Genomic DNA, 21,442 nt, shown 5'->3' with positions numbered 1-21,442 from the left:
TGCTTCAGTGGCCTTCTACCTCAATCAACGAGTCCTGAGCCTAGACAACTCAAGTTAAAGCATTCGGATGGGTTCATCATGACCACACCTCCGTATTCTGCTGTGCCCGCCGCTAGACAAAAGTGAAGGGCCATCGCTTTCAAGAACCGAGGTCTGAAGAGAGGCTTCTGGTTTGCCCACCACAGTGGATCTGTTTCAAGTGGCATTTTGAACCCTTGGCGGACGGCTGTGGGCAGCCGCCCGTCCGATTCAAGAGCGCCACCATTCACTATGGTCCATACCCGATGTGGGAGAGCCCCAGTCAGCAGTGGCATCCTCGATGTCCGAGGGAGCGTCCACGCCCATACAAGACCTCGGGTGAGGCACAGGGCAAGGGACGATATGAACGGCGGGAGAGGACAAAGGCTAATTATAAACAAAACTAGCTTCAATGGGGATGAGAGGCAGCAACTCCTGTTGGCAGGTTTCCAGTCGCCCACATTGCGGCTTGGGTGCGATTGGCCGCACCGATCTTTCTCAGGATCGCCTTGACATGGACTTTTACAGTCGCCTCGGCAACATCAAGCTTGCGAGCTATGACTTTGTTGGACGCACCTTCCGTGAGGCAACCGAGAATCTCCGTCTCGCGGCTTGAGAGCCTTCCGATCCGGGGATCAGACCTGTCTAACCCGAGCTGAGGCTCTGAGTGGATGCGCCGCGAGACGCCTTTGAACATTGCGGGAACCAAAGCAGAAGGCACGACCGCCTCCCCAAGCAGGATCAATTCAAGGGATCCGATCAGAACTTCACGGCCGCTGGTTGATAGGCAGAAGCCGTCGGCCCCGGCTTCGCATCCGAGGCGCACAAAGGCCAAGTCAAGTCCCTCCCCGATTACAGCCACCCGTGCCTGAGGAAACTCGGCTTTCAGATAACTGATAGTCTCCAACGCGCTAGAGGCGTCGCTACCATCCACAATGAAGAGATCAGGCGCCGCAACTGAGCAGCAGTGCTGGAGCGAAGGAGGATCGGATGCAACTCCGGATACGACAAAGGTTGTATCTGCCAGGATATGTTTGAGGCCGATGCTGACCAGAGAGTTTTTGCAGAACAGGACGGTCCTTGCTGTCGGCTGAAGGCAGGCCGCTGCATGGTCGCCCTTAGCCAACTGTGCTACTACTTGAGACATTGACCTGCCCTCCAAGGAAGATCACCAAAGTTTCAGTATCTTCCTACAAAGAGGGCCAGGATCAGGAATTGATCAAGTCCTAGACCAAGCAGCCTAACTCCAAAGGATAGACTCTACCCCTAATGGGCGATCACAAAGGCAATTAATCTTAGGAAATTGGATTTCTGCGGGCGTGGAGGACCTACGATCTTACACAGGCGGAATAGGGGCCTTGAAAAACTAGTTATAGCGCGAGAGCCTTCTCCCCTCAACGCCCGTCTGGGTGTTTTGAACCTTACTTTGCCGCACTGACCTCTCGCTTTGCCGCTCTAGACACAGTGGCTGCGGTTCGGCTCCTCTGGGGTCACATGGCGACTGATGACTTCAAGCGACCGTCAGTCCCTTCCCCTATCCAAAATGTGCTGCTGCTCGCGCCGTTGGCTTTACCCCGGCTCATAGGGGGCTATCAGGATACTCCTTAGAATGAGCGGGATAGGGATGGCTGGGCTTGTGAGCCAATCTGGGGCGTTAATAGCTCAGTACCGCCGGAGAAACTCCAGTTACAAGGAGGCTGCGTTATCCGACTTCTCAGGCACGACTATGCTCTTGCCCGTGCTGCCAACGTTTTGCGCACCTTCAAGGCGGCGTTGTTACGCCACTCAATCGTGAGATAGAAGGCGCAAGCCGCCGTAGCTAATCCTAGACTGGCTCGCCACCATCTCAAGTCCGAGGGTGGATCAAGATCAGCCCAGCCCATCAGATTGAGAACAGAGTCCTCGATAGAAACCAGGAGGAGGTGCGATACTAGGAACGCGACGGAGGCGGTCAATCCTGCTGCAACAAACTTCATGTCGCCCTCCTACATGCCACGCCTCGACAATGTGCGCGGCGATGAAACAACAGGCGCATCATCGGTCCAGGATGGTTAACGAATGACTTTGAGATACCCTGCTCCATAGGGAAGGACGGGCTTCGGTCTGTCACTTAAGTGGTAACTGATGACCTATCCCGCCAAACGCCCCAAAAATCTCTGAGCCCACCCCGGAATCTTTGTTCAGCCTGCCCCTCGGTGGGAGCCTTAATTTACGCTGGCACAATCTTGGCACACTCGGCACACCAGAGCAGTCACCATTAAGCTCAGCCTGAGCTTGCCCTTATCAAGTCAATCGCTAAAATCCCTGTCCTAACAGCTTGGATTGCAAGGCTTCTTTACTGGAGGTGTATCACCTTAGGACCAGTCGGAGTGCAGCGCACACGCTCCGAGCACTGCTGCGCTCTGGCTGCGCGGCGGACCTGGTGCAGGGCTGCTGTTCCGGCAAAGCTACCGGAAACCTCGCGACTAGAGCACTGGACGTTCGGAGTGCAGCCCAAATCCTGGCTGATCTTATCTTCGTACGGGTGGCGCATAAGCACGACGCCCATTATTGGCGAAACAGCGTTATGGAGCCCTCTTTGCGGAGGTTTTGACCAGAGCATGGACACTGGAAAGCGGTATACCGCTCCCGATGCCCCTGCGCAGCTGTCGTCCGGTTGAGACAATTGACTGATTGCAGCGGTTGACTCTCTCCCCCGCAATTTCTCTGTAACCGGGCGGCTGCCGAAGTGGCGAACATCGGGGCGCTCGTTAAGCACCTGGAAGCAATGCCAATCACAGGCGTTGAACCGGCGCGGCAGGGTGCACTCCGCATCCGCAATTACCCTACCATTGCTGTCAGGTACCGGAGCCATGCCTATGGTCCGAATGCGGTCGAAGAGGACGTCGCCAGCCCTGTCCCACGGTCACTAATTCCCGGCATTAGGCGCAAAGACCACCAGATGCTAGGCAAGTGATTGACCTAGAAAGGTTTTGGACTCCTCATGGGCTGCTTTCGCAGCACTCTCCAGAGCGCGCATGGCGAGAAGATATGGACCCGGCCCGTGGCTGATCCGGGACACGCCCAGCTCCGCAAGTCTTGCGGCAGGCGGCGTACTTTCGCCTGCCATGATATTGACGGGGAGCGGTGAGCCTTCCACCAAGCAGGCAACAAGCCTCTCCTCGACCAAGCCCGGGACGAATAGACCGTCAGCACCCGCCTCCGCATAGATCCGACCACGCTCGAGGGCCGCCTCAACCATGCTCTCGTCGTGTTGGTCCGGTCCGCCTTGGAAGAAGACATCCGTGTGGGCGTTCAGGAAGGCCAGGACTTCGAGTGCATCCGCTGCGGCTCTCGCGCTTTGAGCTGGGCAGCTTGGTCGTAAGCCTCGCGGAGTGATCCGTTCTCCGGGAAACTGTCCTCGACGTTGCAGCCGACGGCTCCAGTCTGCAATTCACGGGCAACCGTCTCCCCGACCGCCGTGGGATCGGTTCCGTAGCCGCTTTCCAGGTCGATCGTCACGAGAAGATCGGCTACCCCGACAATCCGTTGCAGGTTGGCGAGACACAGGTCTAGGGACATCCGCTCACCATCCGTAAAGCCGTGCGCGGCCGCGACCGACCAACTCCCTGTGGCGAGCGCCCGAGCACCCCCGGCCGCTAGGGCCTTGGCGCTGCCTGCGTCCCAAACGTCGAACAGGACGAGTGGGTGCCCGGGAACATGGAGCGACCGGAAGGTCTGGGCCTAGATGGACTGGTTTGACATGTCTTCCTCACTGCTTGGAAAGGGTGAATGCGGTCCGGCGCTCGTGCTCAAGCAACCATTGCTTGCGCCAGATCTTCCCGCCGTAGCCCGTCAGTGATCCGTCGGCGCCGATCACGCGGTGGCAGGGTACGATGATGGCAACTTGGTTGGCGCCGTTAGCCCGCGCCACCGCGCGAGCTGCCTCCGGGCGGCCGATGGCGCGGGCGATCTCGCCATAGCTGCGGGTCTCCCCTAGCGGGATCTGCCGCAGGGCCTTCCAGACACCCGCCTCAAAGACGCTGCCGCGCTGCCTGATGGGCACATCGAAGGACAGCAACTGCCCGGAGAAGTATTGCTCGACCTCGCGGGCGAGGGTCTCCAGCATCGTGTTGGATCCGAAGCAGATCGGCCCGACGCTCTGCCGCAGGCGGGTGATCTCCCCGGCCAGCGCCTTGCGGTCGGCAAACTCCAGCAGATGCACGCCCACCTCGTCCACGATGGCCAGCATGGCCCCAATGGGCGTGTCGAGCCACTGGGCGGTCAGGATCTGCCACAAGGTCGTTCGGGCGGGCGCTTCCCCGACCAGCTTGGTGATCGCCTCCCGGAAGCCGCTGCCGGATTCGTACCCGGCATCGAGCTGTGCATCCATGACCAAACCTCCCTGCTGCAAGGTGTTGGCAGCGAGGCCCAGTCGGCGGGACCTGGCATACCGGGCGAAGGTGACACCGTATTCGCGTTGGAAGGCACGGCGGACCGTGGAAGGGTCATAGCCGGTAGCCTTCAGGTCTCCGCCGCTCCAGCGCTTCTCGGGCTCGGCGCAGACCTTCTCCCTGAAGGTTTCAAGAGCACCGCTGGTGGGGCGCTTTAAATCGAGCGGCCTGCAGGAAGCCCGCGTCTTGGGCTGCATTCCGGCAAGCGAAGAACACGACATTCGTGCGTTTCGGTTTGCGAGCAGGGCAGGTCAGGCGGCAGAACACACCTGTCGTTTTCACACCCACATAGACAAAGCCGTCGTAGGCGGGATCGCGGTTGATCAGGGCGGCAAAGAGAGTGTCGTCATCATAAGATAGGAGCATGTATTTCTTTTAGCCCAGTCACCGGGGCCGTGTCGCCGGAAACGAGGCGTTGATTGTTGGGCGATCAACTCCGGCCTCGAGTACCTGACGGGCAGGATCAAGTCTGGTGGCTTTTGCTACCGAAAGCCGCTAAATTCCGTTTCGTAGTATTGCGAGCCGTAACCTGGGGTTTTATATCACTCCACGGTGCGCAGATTGCGCTCCGGAATGAGACGAGCAGCCCAGCCCAACAAGAAATCCGGAACGTCCGGGCCCGCCAGGGGCCTAGCGTAGAGATAGCCTTGCCCGTTTCCGCAGCCCATCTCCCGTAGTCGCTGCGCCTGGCCGATCGTCTCCACTCCCTCCGCCGTGACCTCAAGGTTCAAGCTACGTCCGAGGCTTACCACCGCCGCAACGATGGCCTCATCATCCGGGTCCTGCTCTATGTCCCTCACGAAACTCCGATCTATCTTGAGATGATCGACCGGAAACTGCTTGAGGTGCGCCAGTGAAGCATAGCCGGTTCCAAAATCATCAAGCGCGATATGAACACCACGGATGCGGAACTTCTCCAGAACAGATGCGACTGCATCTGTACGCAAGTTCAGGAGCACCCTCTCGGTGATCTCAATCTCGAAATGCTTTGGTGGAACCTTCGCGAGATCGAGAACGCGAAGGACATCGTCAGCCAACCCGGACTGGATAAACTCGGCATGGGAGAGGTTGATTGCCACCCTGCCGAAGTGCAGACCGCCTCTGTGCCACCGATGTACGTCAGCGGCGACTTTGCCTATCAAGCGCTTGCCGAGAAGGGCTGCAAGTTCCGGGTCATCAAAGGCCTCTCCAAAGCTGCTAGCTGTCAAGAGACCTCTCGTCGGGTGGTGCCAGCGCGCCAGCGCCTCAAGCCCAACGATGGCTCCCGTCGTTAGGGAGACCTTCGGCTGGTAATAGGGCACGACCTGCTGCAGTGAAATCGCCTCGCGCAGTTCTCGCCTGAGTGCAACTCGCTGCTCGGTCGCAAACCGCATACTGGGCGAATACGCCACAACGCGATTCCGTCCATCCGCCTTTGCGCGGTAAAGCGCAATGTCAGCATCCTTCATCAACTCGGCAGGCTCGGCATGATGATCCGGATAGGACGCCACGCCAATGCTGGCCCGGCTGAGTAAGTTTAGGCCTGCATACGAGAAGGGCTGGCCCAGCTTTCTTGTGATGCCCTCGGCACGGCTGACGGCGTGGTGCAGTTGCGCATCTCCTATAAACAGGAGGGCGAACTCGTCACCTCCAAGTCTGGCGACCGTGTCGCCCTCACGCACTGCTCTGGAGAGTCGAACCGCGACCTCCCGGAGCAGGGCATCGCCCGCATCGTGACCGAACGAGTCATTCACATCCTTGAAGTCATCGAGGTCGATCAACAGCAGGCTGACACGTCTTCCCTTCTGTTTTGCCTCTGAAAGAGCATCTTCCAGGCATCGCTGGAACAAGCTACGGTTTGGCAAACTCGTAAGCGGATCGTAGTTTGCAAGCCGCCAGAGTTCCTGGTCAGCCGCCTTGCGCTCTGAAATGTCATAGGATACCCCCACAACACGGTTTGGCCCGGCCTTCTCTCCTCGGGAGGCTAACCACATGGTCTTTCCAGACGGCAGTTGGTAGCGGAACTCGATCGTTCCAATCCCCTCGCCTTTGATCTGCGCAAGAAACTGGTCCCGCAGAGACTTGTATTCAGGATGAACCTTCTCCAGAAACTCTGAGAGTGGCCCTGATCCGATCCCGAGCAGGTCGAGGGAGTTTTGGGATCGGGTGATGTAATTGGTTGTAAGGTCCTGCTCCCAAGCCACCATCCGCCCAGCCTGCAAGGCAAGCCGCAGTCGCTCCTCGCTGGCGCGGAGCTCACTTTCGGCGCGACGCCGAGCCGTGATGTCGGTGTAGGTTCGAACCGCGCCACCTCCCGGTAATGCCACTGTCCGAACCTCCAGCACAGTGCCATTGGACCGAGTTCGCTCATAGGCGATTGGGTCAGACAGGAAGTTGCTGGTTTGCGCTACCTTGAGACCATCATCGTCTTCCGGCGCAATATCTCCCATGTTTTCCTGGAATGCCTTCACCTCCTGAACTAGAGGATTGTCCGCCATCAACTCGAAAGGCAGGTCAAGAAGGTCCAAGGCGCGTCGGTTGAATACCGTCACCCGATCGGCAGTATCTGCCATAATGAGACCTTGATCCATGTTTTCGAGGGTCGCACGAAGAAGGGCCGCATTATTAGCGAGGGCATCCTCCGCATTCTTGGCCTCGGTGACATCGAAGATGAGCCCAACCACATGGTCAGAACCAGTTCTCTCGGCGCGCAGCTTGAACCAGCGGGTCTGCCCATCCGGTAATGTATAGCGGAATTCGAGGCTACTCGCGCCCTGAGCCTCAAGATCGCTGAAGAACTGCTCCCGCTTGTGCTGGTCGTCCGGGTGCGCCCGCATCATGAAATCCGAAAGGCTGCTGGACTCAATCCCGAGAAGGTCGATTGTATTCTGACGACGAGAAATGACGTTCGTACGTAGGTCCAGCTCCAGCACGGCCATCCGACCTGCCTTGAGAGCAAGGCGCAGCCACTCCTCACTGGCGCGAAGCATTTCCTCCGCCTGTTTGCGGTTGTGGACATCAGATAGCCCGCCAACCCATTGCCTGACCGAGCCATCTGGGTTCCGAAGCGGAACGGCTCTAGTCAGCATCCAGCGGTAGGTGCCATTCTTCTGTCGTACGCGGCACTCGTTCTCATATGGCAATCCTAGCAATACTGCGGATTTCCATGCCTGTGTAATCCGCGCCTGGTCGTCTGGATGGATGGTATCAACACTGCCCAGACCAGCGGTTTCGCTGTCGTCCTGACCGGTAATCTCCTGCCATCCCCGAGTTTCGGTGATCATTCCGTCAGGCGTTGCAAGCCACAGAACAACTGAACTCGCTTCAAGTAGCGCACGATGTTGTTCCTCACGCTGCTGGAGGCACTCAGAGGCCGCCTTCTGCTCATGAATGTCCGTGATGGCCCCGATCCACTCTTGAACTGTTCCGTCGCTCTTTAGGAGCGGGACAGCCCTGGTTAGAGACCAGCGATACTCACCATCGAGCCGGCGGATGCGATACTCGGCGGTGCCAGGCTGTTGAGATGCAAGCGTCGCCCGCCATTTCGACATGACGCTCTCACGGTCTTCAGGATGGACATTGTCCAGCCAGCCGAGGCCCTTGAAGCTCTCGGGGTTCTGTCCACAGAACGTCTCCCAACCCGAGCCTTCGACGATAGCTCCGTCCGGACTTGCCCGCCAGACCACTGCAGCGCTGGCGTCGACCAGGGCGCGGTAGCGCTCCTCACTTTCATGTAATCGCTCAGAGGTTAACTTCTGCTCGTGAATATCAGTGATGGTGCCAACCCATTCCCGGACAGTGCCTTCTGGGTTCAGGATCGGCACCGCCCTCGTGGCAAACCACCGATAATCGCCGCTGACATGGCGGACCCGGAACTCATTCGTTCCGGGGCAGCAAGAGGCTAGTACATCATGCCAATGCGAGACGACACGCTCGCAGTCATCGGGATGAATCGCACTTAGCCAGCCGAAATCCTTGAAAGCACCAGGGTTCTGGCCCGTTATATCCTCCCATTCCGGGGAGCCTTCGATGATTGACCCATTTGGCAGTGCCCGCCAGACGATGGTGGCACTGGCCTCGACAAGGGCACGATAGCGGCGCTCGTTCTCCGCAGTGACCCTGTTTGCCTGTCGGAGCTTGATCTGGCTCATCACTGCACGGGCGAGTACGAGCAATATCTCTCCCTGCTCACGTGTCACCCCTTCTGGACGAGGCGTGTGGTCTAGGACACACAGTGTGCCAAGCGGCAGCCCTTCGTCCGTTTCAAGGGGTGCGCCTGCATAGAAGCGAAGATGTGGCTCGCCTGTGACGAGGGGATTGGTCGAAAAGCGCGGGTCTCTCGTCATGTCAGGCACGACGAACAGACCGGGTTTCAGTATCGCATACGCGCAGATGGAAACGTCTACCGGCGTCTCACGAACGCCAAGTCCGAGCTCGGATTTAAACCACTGCCGCCCCTCGTCAATGAAATTAATAATAGCCATTGGCGCATTGCACACCCGGGCGGCGACTGTGGCAATCTCGTCGAAGGCCGCCTCTGAGGGTGTGTCGAGTATCTCCAGCTTCCGGAGTGCCGCAAGGCGATCATCCTCCTTCCACCGAGGAGAGTGAGATTCGAAAGCGCACGATGACATACCGAGCCCAAAAGAAATATTGTTATGACTGCTTCCGGACGAGTATATCTTGCTGCACTTACCGAAGGCTGAATAGGGGATACCGGACCGAGGAAGTACAGTAACGCAACCTCCAGCCCCGCTCGCACACGTGTCCCTCCCCTAAAAATCGGCAGATCTTTGCTCGCCGAGAGCTGCAAAAGAAAGATGAGATCGGGAACTGTCGCACCGACGCTGTGGCAATCCGATGAGTTGCACTGCAGCGTGACCAAGATGGCAAAAGAAGCCATCCCTAATCGGCGTTCAACCCTTTCTCATCTTCGTTTGGCTTATCTATAAGGGGACGATTGCTTACTGCCATGTATATGGCAGCAACCAAGAAGAGCGCAGTCGCAACATAAAGGCCGATTGAGATGCTGCTGGAGACGAAGATCCATGGATCTCCAGCCGAGATCGCGAGTGCACGCCGCATATTTGCCTCCATCGCGCTGCCGAGCAGCAGGCCAAGCACAACGGGCACCAAGGCGATGTCAAGCTTGCGAAGGATGAAGCCGAAGATGCCAAAGGCGGCCATCACCACCAAATCGAACGTCGAGTGGCTGATAGAATAAACACCTACAAACGAAATCATCACTACGAATGGCATGAGAGCCCAAAGTGGAATCGATAGCATCCGCGTGAAGACGCCGACGAGTGGCAGGTTGAGAAGGAGTAAGAAGACGTTCGCCATGAACAGAGAAGCGATGAGCCCCCACACGAGCTGCGGCTGGTCCTGGAATAAGAGCGGCCCCGGGGTGATATTAAGTGAAATCAGGAGCGCGAGGAGCACGGCAGTGGTGCCGGAACCCGGAACGCCAAGAGCGAGCATAGGCACCAATGCACCACCTGCCGCTGCATTATTACCCGCCTCCGGTGCTGCGACGCCTTTCGGATTTCCAGTGCCGAAGGTGTTGCCTTCGTCCGAAATGCGGCGTTCGATCGTATAGGCAAGAAAAGAACCAAGCGATGCGCCTGCGCCGGGCAGAACTCCTGCAATGAAGCCGACGCCAGATCCACGGATCATAGTGCCGAATGTTCCCTTGATATCAGCCCAGCGAGCGAAGGCGCGATTGACAGGCAGCGCGCCAGTGCGCTCGCTGTGATGTGTTTCTAGCAGGACCAGAACTTCGGAAATGGCAAACAGGCCGACAATCGCAACAATAGGCTGAAAGCCGTCGTAGAGATGAATGTCCCCGAAGGTAAAACGAGCGACACCGCTTTGTGGGTCGAGGCCAACGGTTCCAAGCATCAGGCCGATTGTCGCTGCGAGCAGAGTCTTTGCCGGATTTGACCCGGTGACTCCGCCGATCGTCACAAAGGCGAGGACGTATAAGGAGAAATATTCCGCCGGCCCAAAATGGATGGCGAATTGAACGAGGATGGGAGCGAAGAGCATCAGTCCTACGGTTGATGTGGCACCGCCAACGAACGATGCTATGCCGGATATCGCCAGCGCCTCTGGCGCTTTTCCGCTCTTGGCCATCGGATAACCGTCAAGACAGGTCATCATTGCCGGTTCATCACCGGGAATGTTCAACATGATGGATGAGATGCGTCCACCATACATACAACCATAGTAGACGCATGACATGAGGATTAGTGCTGAACCCGCCGGCAGTTGCAGTGTAAATGCGAGCGGGATCAGGATCGCAACACCATTGACTGGGCCTATCCCTGGAAGCGCTCCAATGATCGTCCCAATGAAGCAGCCGACCAGCGCAAGAAAGATGTTCAGCGGGGTTAATGCTTCCTGGAAACCATTGAGGAGAAATCCGACCGTTTCCACCGCAGCTCCTTGAATTATTGTCCCACTGGGCGTTGTTCAGCCGAAGATCGAGCCGATCGGGAGGGGAAGACCAAATCCCCAGTCGAAGAGAATGAAAAGGCCAAAGCTCACCACGATACTGCCGAGCACCGCCTGCAACCAGCTTGCACCCAGGATTTTTGCGAGCACTACTGTCGCGAGCATTGTGGCCAGCGGGAATCCTGCGGGCTCCAGCAAAGCCGGATACACGAACAGAACGGCGATTGTGGCGATCTGACCTGCTACTTGAGGCCACCTAATCCACCCTGGGTCCGGATCGGGCCTGATGATCAGGAAAAGCGAGAGCAGACCAAGCGGAAGCGCGACCATCCGTGGAAACAGGGCAGGACCTGCAGGGTCGCTGAAATCAACAGCGTATTCACCGGCGGCTATCCAGCACCAAACTGCGAGGGCGAGGAAAATCGCCCCCGCAATTCGATCGCTCATGCGAGCATCCACGATGCGTACCCTACTTAATGACGCCAATGGACCTTGAGATGTCCGCCATCCTCGCCTCGGACTCCCGGACGAAGTTCTGGAACTCCTTCCCCCCGCGCCAGACCGGCGTTAGCCCAGCATCCTGAGCCGCTTTTTTCCACCCGTCCGAGTTGTAGAGCTTCTGCATTATGTCGACCCAACCATTGTAGGCTTCGTCCGAGACGTCGCCGCCGACATAGAAGCCGCGCCAGTTGTAGCCTATAACATTAGCCCCCTGCTCCTTGGCCGTCTTAACATTTGGATAGGCCTGCAGCCGATCGTCACTCAGCACCCCGAGGGCAGTCACGTCACCTGACTTGATGAACCCGGCGATCTCACCGACATCGGTTAGAACGACGTCGAGCTGACCACCGAGGAGTTGCGTAACCGCATCCCCCCCGCCCTCGAACTGCACCCAACGGATCCTTCTGAGATCTTCCTTGGATACCCCTGCCTCCTGCGCAAGCATGAGGAGGCGTAGGTGATCATACCCACCGATCCCTGAGGAGCCACCCGCCACAACCTTATCCGGGCTAGTTTTGAGCGCTTGCATAAGCGCATCAAGACTATCGTACTTAGACCCCTTCTTGACCAGAACAGCGCCGACATCGGCGCCGAGCATCGCAAGCCACCGCACCGCATCCAGCTTGGCTGGATACTTACCCTGAGCGATCTGGGTTACGCCGACAGTCGACGTTGCGACGATGAGATTCGGATCATTGTTGCGCTTGGAGGCAACATTAGCATACGCAATCGCGCCAACTGCGCCGGGCATGTTCGTGACCTGTACATTTCCAGGCACCAACTTCTGCTCGCTTAGAAGCCGGCCTACGGTTCGGCAGGTAAAATCCCAGCCTCCACCGGGTGCGGCTGGCGCGATGCATTCCGGGCTGGAGGGCTCGAAAGCCATGGCTGGACTAGCAAGGACAGCCACAGTGACTGCAACTTGCAGCAGGCGTTTTGTGAGCATTAACGTTCTCCCTTTTTCTGCGCAGTTTTTATGCAATCTTCAGCATGCCACGACGCTTGTCCTTCTGATGCCACCCTTTCCATTCAACAGTCAAGTAATCCCTGCTTCAAAAGTAGTACTTATGGTCTCCACATCCAAGGATTCCTGAATGTGCAGATCGATACGTATATTCAATATTGTGCAGGTGCGAAGAAAGAGCCATTTGAAACGGCCTGTTCCAGCCTCTAATATGGTCAATTGCACCGCAAGTGACCAATTGATTTGAAAATCACTTGTTCCTGAGTAATTTTAGCGTGCAGGGAGAAAGAACATGGTGGAGCTAGCCAAAGCGGGTGTTAGTCCTAGCGTGAGCCCAGTCGTGCCCGGTGCGCGCATAGAAATCTGCGAAGTTGGACCACGTGATGGCTTCCAGATCGAGAAGAGGCAAATTCCAACAGACGACAAGATTGCAGTCGTGAACGGACTGATCGATGCTGGCATAAAAAAAATCCAGGTCACTTCCTTCGTCTCTCCCCGCGCCGTGCCGCAGCTCGTAGACGCGGAAGAAGTGCTTTCAGGAATAGAGCGCGGGCCGGATGTGACACTGACCGCCCTCGTCCCGAATACACGTGGAGCCGAACGGGCAGCACGTACCCAAGTTGATATCATGGGGCTTTTCTGTTCCGCGTCAGAGACTCATAGCCGAAAGAACGTCAATGCCTCGATAGATGATACACTGCAGCGGTTTCCGCCCGTCGTCGAAATTGCTAGGGCTGCAGGCAAGCGCGTGCAAGGCGGCATAGCTACTGTCTTCGGCTGCCCCTTTGAGGGAGAAGTCCCAACAGATTCCGTTGTCCGCATCGCCCGGTTCTATCGGGATCTCGGCATCGAAGATCTCAATCTCGGCGACACGACAGGAATGGCAACACCAAAGACAGTACGAGCGGTTCTCGCCGCTCTACGTGAGGCGGTGCCGGAGATGGCAGTGACACTGCACTTTCACAATACCCGAGGGATCGGCCTCGCGAACGTCATGGTCGGACTGGCAGAAGGCGTCACACGCTATGACTCCTCGATAGGAGGGCTCGGAGGCTGCCCGTTCGCCGCCGGAGCGACCGGAAATATTTGCACGGAGGACTTAGTGTATCTCCTCGAGGAGAGTGGCTACCAAACAGGGGTTGATCTTGAGAAGGTTATTGCTGTTGCGCAGAAGACTGAAGCAGTGATTGGCCGTGAGTTGCCCGGGCAGATCATGAAAGCTGGGTCGCGACTACGCCGCTTCGACTCCGATGCTGTTGCGACAGCGGCGGGTTAGTCGAGATGGATCAGCCACTTTCCGGAATTCGCGTCATCGATCTTACGCGTATTCTCTCCGGACCGTTCTGTTCAATGCTCCTTGGCGATCTGGGCGCCGAGGTAATCAAGATTGAGTCTCCGGATGGGGATCACGTTCGCACGCAAGGCACGATTATCCAAGGAATGTCCTGGTACTTCGCGAGCTTCAACCGGAACAAGCGCTCAGTTACACTTAACCTGAAGACACCTCAGGGCAAGGAGGTACTGCGCCGGCTCCTCGTCAATGCTGATGTCCTTGTAGAAAATTTTCGCCCCGGCGTCCTGGACAGTATGGGGTTCGGGCCCAAGGCTCTGGAGGAAATCAATCCCCGCCTTGTCGTTGGTAGCGTCAATGGCTACGGCTCAACAGGTCCATATGCCTCACGTCCTGCATTCGACTTCATCGCTCAGGCAATGTCCGGTTTTATGTCAGTCAACGGCACGCCGGAATCCGGACCGCTTCGCGCCGCCCCGCCATTGACGGATCTGGTAGCGGGCCTCTACACCGCGCTTGGTGTACTCGCGGCGCTACGGGTGCGAGACCAAAGTGGTAAGGGTCAACAAGTCGAGGCGTCCATGCTGAATGGTATGCTGTCGATGATGGCCTATCTTTCCGCCGCACAACTGGCGACTGGCAAAACTCCCCCACCGACAGGAAATGATCACCCGATTGCATCGCCTTATGGTCTGTTCCGCGCCTCCGACGGATTCGTTGCAGTTGCTCCATCAACAACTCCAACCCTGACACGCTTCTTACGCACCATTGGACTTGCCCACATTCTAGACGACGATCGGTTCAATACAAATGCTAAGCGCGTTGAACGCCGAGCGGACCTGAATGCAATGATTGACGCGGCGATGCAGTATAGGACGCAGGGCCACTGGATCGAGCGGCTCAATGCGGAAGGCGTTCCTTGCGGCCGTGTGCAAACCCTTGGCGAAGTCTTTGAGGATCCGCAAGTTCTCCATCAGGAGATGGTGATCGATGTTGAGCATCCCGCTCATGGCGTCGTACGGATGACGGGCTTTCCTATGAAGCTCTCGAAGACGCCATGCCGGATCAATCGTCCGGCGCCTGACCTCGGTGCGGATACAGATACTGTCTTGGCAGAAGCCGGATATTCGTCGAGCGAGGTTAAGGCCCTGCGAGAGATTGGAGCTCTCTGAGACAGCCGAACGGGAGCACGGGCAGACTGAAAGCGGTCTCAGGTGCTCAATCGCCCGAATGAGGAATGGCTCAGCGGCAGCAGGCGCAGGTCGGTTAGCTGGTCACCGGTTCACCGTTCCCCAAGACAGGACAAGAGCAATGCATCGGGCATGGTCCGGATTTAGCTCACTCTTGGGTAGCAGGCGGATGAATACCGGCACTGCACCTGCGATCCCGCAGCCACCCGATGCGTAGGCCAACAACAACGGGATCAGGCTGTAAGGTGGGAGGTGACACACCCCGGCGGCAAAAGCCCCACTCCGGCACGAGCCGGGCTACCCTGTCTCCGACGCCCTCTGACGACGTGAGCCAAGATGCAACTTTGTCTTGTGCGAGATCTAAGCCGACCAGCACGCATTCGAGGCCTTTCTGCAGGCGCCCCGCCTCCACATTCGACAGTGAATCCCGGCAACTGGTGAAGAGAGTGGCCGAACTTAACCTCTTGAGTCCCCTAGCAGCGGAAAATGTTAGGAGCAACCTGCCCGCTCAATCGGTGCGCTGCGGGCGTCCCTCGATCGGGTAAGCCGGATCTGTGTAGCGCGGAATAGCCGTGGTCCCAGGGGGCGCGACCGCATCGACGGCGCGCTCATCCTCAACGGATAACGATACAGCCAGAGCATCGAAATAGGATCGCCATTGCTCCATCGTGCGTGGTCCCGCAATCATTCCGGTCACCAGCGGATGCCAGAACCCATGCTTTACATCTTGCCGAGAGGAAGTTGAGCCCTCACCCCGAGCTCCACGAGAAGCCACTCGGAGAAGGAGGGTAGAGGCTGACGCTGCCGAACAGAGCGGGGAAATACCAGGTTGTGCCCGACATGGCGAACCGGGACAGATCTCTGGTTCAACGGCATGACCAAGCGGCCCTTAGAATCATGAGCGGGTCTCTGCGCACCGGATCCCCTGCGCGGATGGTTCGGATCAGGGCCTCTGCTGCGGCTTTGGGATAGGCATTGAGTGGTGCGGCTTGGGCTCTGCCACCGGCCGATAGCGTAAGGGGGCGGACTTCCAGTCGAAGGGCAACTGGAGCGGTGTCGTGCAGGCGGTCAGCAGGCTCTGCCCCTCTCCGTTCGTCACTTCGAAGACGTACCCCGGCCGCTTCGGGCGGGTGCAGTCCTTCCACTGGTCAAAGTCGACCCACTCGCTCATGTCGGCTCTCCTTCGGGCTGTAGGTATCAGAGATGGAAGTCGCCTTTGGCGAGTGAGAACACGCCTGAGACATTCATCTTGAAATCAGCAACTCCGTCACCGTTCACATCGCCTGACAATACACTGCTTTTGAACTGCAGCTGACCTGCCTTCCCGGTGAAGTCCGACTTCCCGACAAATGAGAATACCTGATTGCCGCTCACATTGCTGTTGGCGTCGATGGTGCGCAGGTCGATCCTGTCGACTCCGCGCTCGAAATCCTTGATCGTATCCCGCGCGCCCGGTAGGGAGCCCTTGATAGAGTCGAAGTCGAAGACATCCGCGCCAGCTCCCCCGAAGAGCGCATCCTTCCCTCTTCCGCCGATGAGCAGGTCGTTGCCGTCACCACCCCAGAGCTTGTCGTTGCCGCCGCGGCCATAGAGCTTGTCGTTGCCCGCCCCGCCCTTGAGCATGTTCGCAGCATCCTTGCCGCGCAGATTGTCCGCGTACCGGCTGCCGACTAGGCCCTCGATGCTCGCATAGACGTCGCCGGCGGCAGCCTTGGTGTTCCGGGACGCATACTTCAGGTCAGCCAGCACGCCCGCCTCGGAGGTCGCATAGCTGGCGGTGTCTGTACCGGTTCCGCCGCTGACATAGTCGCTTCCTGCCCCGCCCGTCAGGATATCATTGCCAGCCTTGCCGCAGAGCTTGTCGTTACCTGCCCCACCATAGAGCTTATCATTGCTGCTGGTGCCCGTCAGCGACAGGTTCTGCGGTGCAGGCTCTACCGGGGCAGGCGTGGAGGCTATGGTGACATGGTCACTGCCCAGCTCGGCCAAGGAACGGGTGTCATCCGAGAACTGGAACGCCTCCACATTCCAGAGCAGGTCCTTGCCATCCGGTGCGCCGGAGCGCAGATCCGTCACCTGGACGGAACCATCCGACAGCTTCGCGACGGTGTAGTTCGAGCGCACCCCGCTGAAGACCGCTGTGTCGTAGCCCGAGCCTCCATCGAGAATATCATCTCTGGCTCCGCCGATCACCCTGTCATCTCCTGCCCCACCTTTGAGGAAGTTGTTGACCTGGTTTCCAATGATCATATCGTTGCCCGACCCGCCAACGGCATTCTCGATGAGCGAGCGTACGTCACCTTTGTACTGCAGCGCATTGGCGATGTTGCCGGCAGCCATCTTCGAGCCATCCCAGCGCAGCTTGGCCAGCTGGGCCGTGGATGTGGTCGTCCACTCCCCCGGTCGCAGATCGATCTTCAGATTGGTCCCGTAGTTGGAGAAGTCGTAGGTGTCGATGCCGCCGCCGTCCCAGACGGTCATGAGGATGCGGTTGCCGCCGGGCGCACCCTGGCCAACGCGGTTGATCACCATCTCGCCGGTTGTCGCGCTCCACGAGTAGGTCGTGTTTCCGGGGTTGGTGCTGAAATTTGCGCCGTACAAGTGCTGCAGGGCGGCGATGTCGTACATCATGAGCGACTGGGCATAGCCAAATTTCTCATTCACGTATCCGCTTGTGGTGGAGGCTCCCACATACGAGCGGTAGCTCATGACCGTGTACTCCATCGAGTCCCGGTTCTGCGGCATGACATAGCACTCATGCGCATGCTCCAGGCCGAGCGAATGCCCGGTTTCGTGCAGAAACGTGAGATAAGCGTAGTCGCCCTTCACAGGCTGGTTATAGTAGCCGCCGGACTTATTGAACCAGGCATCACCACCCTCCCCCGCCGTGCTGGGGAAGTATGCCCAAGCGGTGCTGGGTTTGTCCGACATGGCAAAGCGGAGGTCCGCATGCTGGGAGGAAGTCTCGGCGATCTCCGTAAAGCTGAGGTTAGCGACGGAGGAAAACATCTTCAAGGCGTCGCGGGTGGCCGCCTGCTGGGATGCGTCGAAGGCCCCGAAATTAGTGACGTTCTCGCCCGAGCCGTACTTGTAGCCATACAGAGAGCCGCTGGTCGGAAAGCTGTAGCTGAAGTTGTTGACCCCCCATTTGCAGTCGCCCAGAACACCATCGATGTAGGCATCGCCGGTCAAGCGGTAGAAAGCAACAACAGGCATAGAACCATCCAAGTGCAATACTGTTCTGATATTTTATTAGGCTAAGGCAAATTCATCACTTAACCGTAAAATACTTTATGCAGGTAAGCGGGTCGGTTACTGCATATTTTATTGTGGGATAGTAAATTTATCCTGCAAACCCCATCAGCGTGATACTGGTATAATGAGCAGGGAGCGCCCGATCTATTCGGGCGGATGGCCTAGACCATTTGGATCGTGCCGGGATCAAATCAGACTCAGGACCTATCAATTTGGTTTGAGGTGTGATTCAGAGCCTCCGGTCGAGGAGGTCTGAATGGGTGGCCGGGCCCTGCAGCGCCGGATCCTTAAGGGCAATTCCTGAATGGTGCACAAGGACTCCTGGGGGCATATCAGGTCCTGAACTATGCAGGCCGGAGGATGCCCGCAATCAGTGCAGCAGGGCCTACCATGCCGATGATCCCCGAACCCATCATTCTCATCATTGAGGACGATGCCGCCGTCCGGCAGTCGCTGAAGTTCGCTCTGGAGCAGGAGGGGCTCGAAGTGCACGTCTATGAAAGCGGCGGGCAGCTCCTGGCAGACCCCGCGATACCGCAGAGCGGGTGCCTTGTGGTGGACTACGTGATGCCCGGCATGGACGGGATCACCCTGGTGGACCGCCTGCGGCACCAGCATGTGGACCTACCGGCGCTTCTGATCACGGCCAAGGTCTCGCCGGACCTTCGCGAGCACGCCCGACGCTCCGGTTTCCGCCAGGTGCTGGAGAAGCCGCTTGAGGATGGTTCGCTACTCGACGAGATCCGTAGCGCACTGGCGGTCCCCGCCTAGCTTACCGGGATGCATCTGAGCCCCGTTGGGGTGACAGTCTACCGATGCCACTCCGGCCATCAGCGCCGTCCAGCGGAGTATCCGACGCATCACTTACTGGAGCAAAGTATCTAGTTATCAAGGTTTATCTGCCGACGTGGAAGGCAGGAGGCCACAATGGCCGATGTGAAAAGGACAGTCCCATGGCGCTGAAACGCGTGAGATCTGGAGATGTCGTTGACCTGCAGCCGCTCGGGCCGGGGCTGGCGGGAGCAAAAACCACGGCTCTGGTGAAGACCGAAGCCTTCGAGGCGATCCGGCTGGTCGTTCCGGCCGGACGGGACATCGCATCCCATGAGGTTCCTGGGCAGATCACTTTGCACTGCCTGGAGGGAAGAATCCTGCTGGAACTTCCCGACAGCAGCCTGGAGCTTTCCGCCGGGCAGTGGATCTATCTCGACGGCGGCGTCAGGCATGCTCTCAAGGGACTTGAGGACGCCTCTCTGCTGCTCACGATCCTGTTTCCCAAGTGATGATCAGAGCCTTATTTCCGAGCGCTAGGCAGAGGCCGTAACTACTAAACAAGCTCATCCGTTGGGGCGGATCTCTTATTCTTTTCTATCTGGCGGCACATGCTCACCGGGGGTCATGTCGCCGATCTCTGTTCGATTGTTCTCCCTGTCTGGCTCGCCCCCTCATGAGCTCGAGGAGTACGGGCTAGCAGCAGGCTGGGCCTGTAGGGAAGCGGAACATGCTAGCCTTTATAGGCGACCAGGATCGCGCCGCCAGCGATGAAGCTAACGCCGAGCCAGTTGGACAACGACAGTCGCTCACCAAGTAAAGCGGCACCGAACAAGGCGACTAGGACGACGCTCAACTTGTCGATGGGCGCCACCCGCGCAGCATCGCCGAGCTTAAGAGCTCGGAAGTAACAGATCCACGACGCTCCCGTTGCCAGTCCGGAGAGCACGAGAAAGACGTAGCTGCGACCTGAAATCGATCCGAGCGGCTGCCATTGTCCCGTTCCGACGAGGATGGCTCCGAGCGCACAGAGGATCACCACCGTACGGATGAGGGTGGCGAAGTCTGGATTGACGTGCTCGATCCCGACCTTGGCGAAGATGGCGGTCAGGGCTGCAAACGCGGCCGAGAGCAGTGCCCAAGCCTGCCATGACAGAAAGATCAGTTTCATCGTGTGCCTCGTGCGTGTGAGGGGCGGCGGCTCAATCGATATTGAAGCGCACAGGAACCATCAGGTCGATGCGGGCGCCCGCTACTTGAGGCGGTGGGGCGGGGAGCGGAGAGGCACGCTGGATCATGGCGAGCGCCTCCCGGTCGAGCGCGGATGATCCCGAACTGCCAACGATCCGGTAGCCGGTGACGCGACCACTCCGGTCAATGGAGAAGCTCAGGCGCACAACTCCCTCCTCCCGGCGCGACCTAGCCTCGGGCGGATAGCGCTTGGCCCGGTTGAGATGGGCGATCATTGCCCTGTGCCAGTTCGCCGGCGAGCCGGAGAGTGGAGATGAGACTCCGGGAGCAGGCGCTGCCGGCGCCCGGACTGCAGCCACCTGCGAATGCGGCGGCGCCATTGTCGCCTTGCCCTGCGGCCTAACCTGCTTTTTCTTGGGCGAGCGACGCGATTGCCGTACCGGCCGTTTGGCGGGCTCAGGCAGCTTCTCCTCTACCCTTCTTTCAGGCGGGGGTGGCGGCGGAAGAACGGCCTCGGCGGGTTCCGGGATTGACGGAAGCTCCGGCATCTGAAGCTCCGCCTGTGCCACGGGTTCGACCGGTTTCGGCTCTGCGAAGACCGGCTCGGCCGGCTCCGGCAGGTCGATTTCGGGCTCGGGGGGGGGCGATTCCTCGGTCTCGACCGGGGTATCCGTCTCCGGCGTCTCGCTGACGGGCTCGGGCTGGTACTCGCTGATCTCGGGTCCGGGGGGCACGTCAAGCGGTTCGGCGGCAGGAGCGACGGGGAGCGGAGAAAGCTCGAGGATGATGGCGGGCGCGGGCGCGCCTGCCGACGGCTCATCTGAATGCTGACGCGCAATGACCCAGGCACCGGCCAGGTGCATGACGACCACGACCGTGGCTGCGCCGCTCCAGCGTAGGAATGTGCGCCACCCGCTTCTCCTGTCGCCGAACTCGGTGCTCATGGCTGCGGTGCTCCGTCGGGCGAAGCCGGTGCTGCCTCAAGCCCCACCAGGGCGATCTTGAGATAGCCAGCCTGGCGCAGGAGATTCATGACCTCCATGAGGTCGCCATAGGCGACCGCCTTGTCGGCACGCAGGAACACGCGCTGCTCCCGGTCCTCCCCAGTCTGCTGGTCGAGCATAGCTTGCAGTTCCTCCCGCGCAACCGTGTCGTTGCCCAGCGCGAGCGCGAGATCGCCCTTGACGGTCAGAAAGATCGGCTTGTCGGGCCGCTGCTGGGGCTTGGCGTTCGCGGTCGGCAGGTCGACGGCGACATCGACGGTCGACAGCGGAGCGGCCACCATGAAGATGATGAGCAGGACCAGGATCACGTCGATGAACGGCGTGACGTTGATCTCGCTGACCTCGGCGAGATCGTCGTCAGGGCCTTCGTTGAGCCGCACGCCCATGCG

At 58.7% G+C, this 21,442-nt stretch carries 16 protein-coding genes and 2 pseudogenes; 4 read left to right on the top strand and 14 right to left on the bottom strand.

Features of this window, described 5'->3' with window-relative positions:
• Positions 1 to 427: 427 nt before the first annotated feature.
• The 8 genes and pseudogenes from LG661_RS19380 to LG661_RS19345 form a co-directional block, all read right to left on the bottom strand.
• Positions 428 to 1,165, bottom strand: a complete 738-nt coding sequence (locus LG661_RS19380) for a LuxR C-terminal-related transcriptional regulator (protein ID WP_230533566.1) — start codon at positions 1,163 to 1,165, stop codon at positions 428 to 430.
• Positions 1,166 to 1,742: 577 nt separating this feature from the next.
• Positions 1,743 to 1,994 carry a hypothetical protein gene (locus LG661_RS19375; protein ID WP_230533565.1) on the bottom strand — a complete coding sequence of 84 codons (252 nt, stop codon included), beginning with the start codon at positions 1,992 to 1,994 and terminating at the stop codon, positions 1,743 to 1,745.
• Positions 1,995 to 2,962: 968 nt separating this feature from the next.
• Positions 2,963 to 3,732: pseudogene (locus tag LG661_RS19370) on the bottom strand (isocitrate lyase/PEP mutase family protein); the annotation flags it as partial.
• 37 nt (positions 3,733 to 3,769) lie between these two features.
• Positions 3,770 to 4,817 (bottom strand): annotated as a pseudogene (locus LG661_RS19365) (bifunctional transcriptional activator/DNA repair enzyme AdaA).
• 176 nt (positions 4,818 to 4,993) lie between these two features.
• Positions 4,994 to 9,064 (bottom strand): PAS domain-containing protein, encoded by a 4,071-nt coding sequence (locus LG661_RS19360; protein WP_268995490.1) that lies wholly within the window; start codon positions 9,062 to 9,064, stop codon positions 4,994 to 4,996.
• Between the two features lie 271 nt (positions 9,065 to 9,335).
• Positions 9,336 to 10,868 carry a tripartite tricarboxylate transporter permease gene (locus tag LG661_RS19355; protein ID WP_230533563.1) on the bottom strand — a complete coding sequence of 511 codons (1,533 nt, stop codon included), beginning with the start codon at positions 10,866 to 10,868 and terminating at the stop codon, positions 9,336 to 9,338.
• 36 nt (positions 10,869 to 10,904) lie between these two features.
• The gene (locus LG661_RS19350) at positions 10,905 to 11,333 is read right to left on the bottom strand and encodes a tripartite tricarboxylate transporter TctB family protein (RefSeq protein ID WP_230533562.1); all 429 of its coding nucleotides are present in this window, start codon (positions 11,331 to 11,333) and stop codon (positions 10,905 to 10,907) included.
• Between the two features lie 22 nt (positions 11,334 to 11,355).
• Complete coding sequence (locus LG661_RS19345; protein ID WP_230533561.1) at positions 11,356 to 12,333, bottom strand: Bug family tripartite tricarboxylate transporter substrate binding protein; 978 nt, start codon at positions 12,331 to 12,333, stop codon at positions 11,356 to 11,358.
• A gap of 310 nt (positions 12,334 to 12,643) precedes the next feature.
• Here LG661_RS19345 and LG661_RS19340 point away from each other — a divergent pair, with 310 nt between their 5' ends.
• Entirely contained in the window at positions 12,644 to 13,627 is a 984-nt protein-coding gene (locus LG661_RS19340) for a hydroxymethylglutaryl-CoA lyase (RefSeq protein WP_230533560.1), read from the top strand.
• A 5-nt stretch (positions 13,628 to 13,632) separates the two neighbouring features.
• A complete protein-coding gene (locus LG661_RS19335) occupies positions 13,633 to 14,814 on the top strand; it encodes a CaiB/BaiF CoA transferase family protein (protein ID WP_230533558.1) in 1,182 nt (393 codons plus the stop codon).
• Between the two features lie 526 nt (positions 14,815 to 15,340).
• Here LG661_RS19335 and LG661_RS19330 read toward each other — a convergent pair.
• From LG661_RS19330 to LG661_RS19320, 3 genes are all read right to left on the bottom strand, one after another.
• The gene (locus tag LG661_RS19330) at positions 15,341 to 15,520 is read right to left on the bottom strand and encodes a hypothetical protein (RefSeq protein ID WP_230533557.1); all 180 of its coding nucleotides are present in this window, start codon (positions 15,518 to 15,520) and stop codon (positions 15,341 to 15,343) included.
• Between the two features lie 255 nt (positions 15,521 to 15,775).
• Positions 15,776 to 16,003, bottom strand: a complete 228-nt coding sequence (locus LG661_RS19325) for a hypothetical protein (protein ID WP_230533555.1) — start codon at positions 16,001 to 16,003, stop codon at positions 15,776 to 15,778.
• 26 nt (positions 16,004 to 16,029) lie between these two features.
• Positions 16,030 to 18,048 (bottom strand): M10 family metallopeptidase C-terminal domain-containing protein, encoded by a 2,019-nt coding sequence (locus LG661_RS19320; protein ID WP_230533553.1) that lies wholly within the window; start codon positions 18,046 to 18,048, stop codon positions 16,030 to 16,032.
• A 429-nt stretch (positions 18,049 to 18,477) separates the two neighbouring features.
• On the opposite strand from LG661_RS19320, the gene LG661_RS19315 reads away from it, so the two are divergent.
• Both LG661_RS19315 and LG661_RS19310 read left to right on the top strand, forming a co-directional pair.
• Positions 18,478 to 18,858 (top strand): response regulator transcription factor, encoded by a 381-nt coding sequence (locus tag LG661_RS19315; RefSeq protein WP_230533551.1) that lies wholly within the window; start codon positions 18,478 to 18,480, stop codon positions 18,856 to 18,858.
• 182 nt (positions 18,859 to 19,040) lie between these two features.
• On the top strand, positions 19,041 to 19,370 hold the full coding sequence (locus LG661_RS19310) for a cupin domain-containing protein (RefSeq protein ID WP_230533549.1): 330 nt from the start codon (positions 19,041 to 19,043) through the stop codon (positions 19,368 to 19,370).
• A gap of 221 nt (positions 19,371 to 19,591) precedes the next feature.
• Here the strand turns inward: LG661_RS19310 and LG661_RS19305 are convergent, their stop codons facing one another.
• Genes LG661_RS19305 through exbD form a run of 3 tightly spaced genes read right to left on the bottom strand, consistent with a single transcriptional unit; the run spans position 19,592 to position 21,439 of the window.
• Positions 19,592 to 20,029: an EamA family transporter gene (locus LG661_RS19305; protein ID WP_230533548.1), complete on the bottom strand. Its 438-nt coding sequence runs from the start codon at positions 20,027 to 20,029 to the stop codon at positions 19,592 to 19,594.
• Between the two features lie 31 nt (positions 20,030 to 20,060).
• Entirely contained in the window at positions 20,061 to 20,993 is a 933-nt protein-coding gene (locus LG661_RS19300) for an energy transducer TonB (RefSeq protein WP_230533547.1), read from the bottom strand.
• Positions 20,990 to 21,439 (bottom strand): TonB system transport protein ExbD, encoded by a 450-nt coding sequence (gene exbD / locus LG661_RS19295; protein WP_230533546.1) that lies wholly within the window; start codon positions 21,437 to 21,439, stop codon positions 20,990 to 20,992. Before exbD ends, LG661_RS19300 begins: the two co-directional genes overlap by 4 nt.
• Positions 21,440 to 21,442: the final 3 nt, after the last annotated feature.

It is taken from the genome of Microvirga roseola (genome assembly GCF_020866965.1).
GTDB classification, from domain to species: Bacteria; Pseudomonadota; Alphaproteobacteria; order Rhizobiales; family Beijerinckiaceae; genus Microvirga; species Microvirga roseola.
Note: the sequence above shows the minus strand (reverse complement) of the source record. Positions and strands in the feature narration are given on the sequence as shown.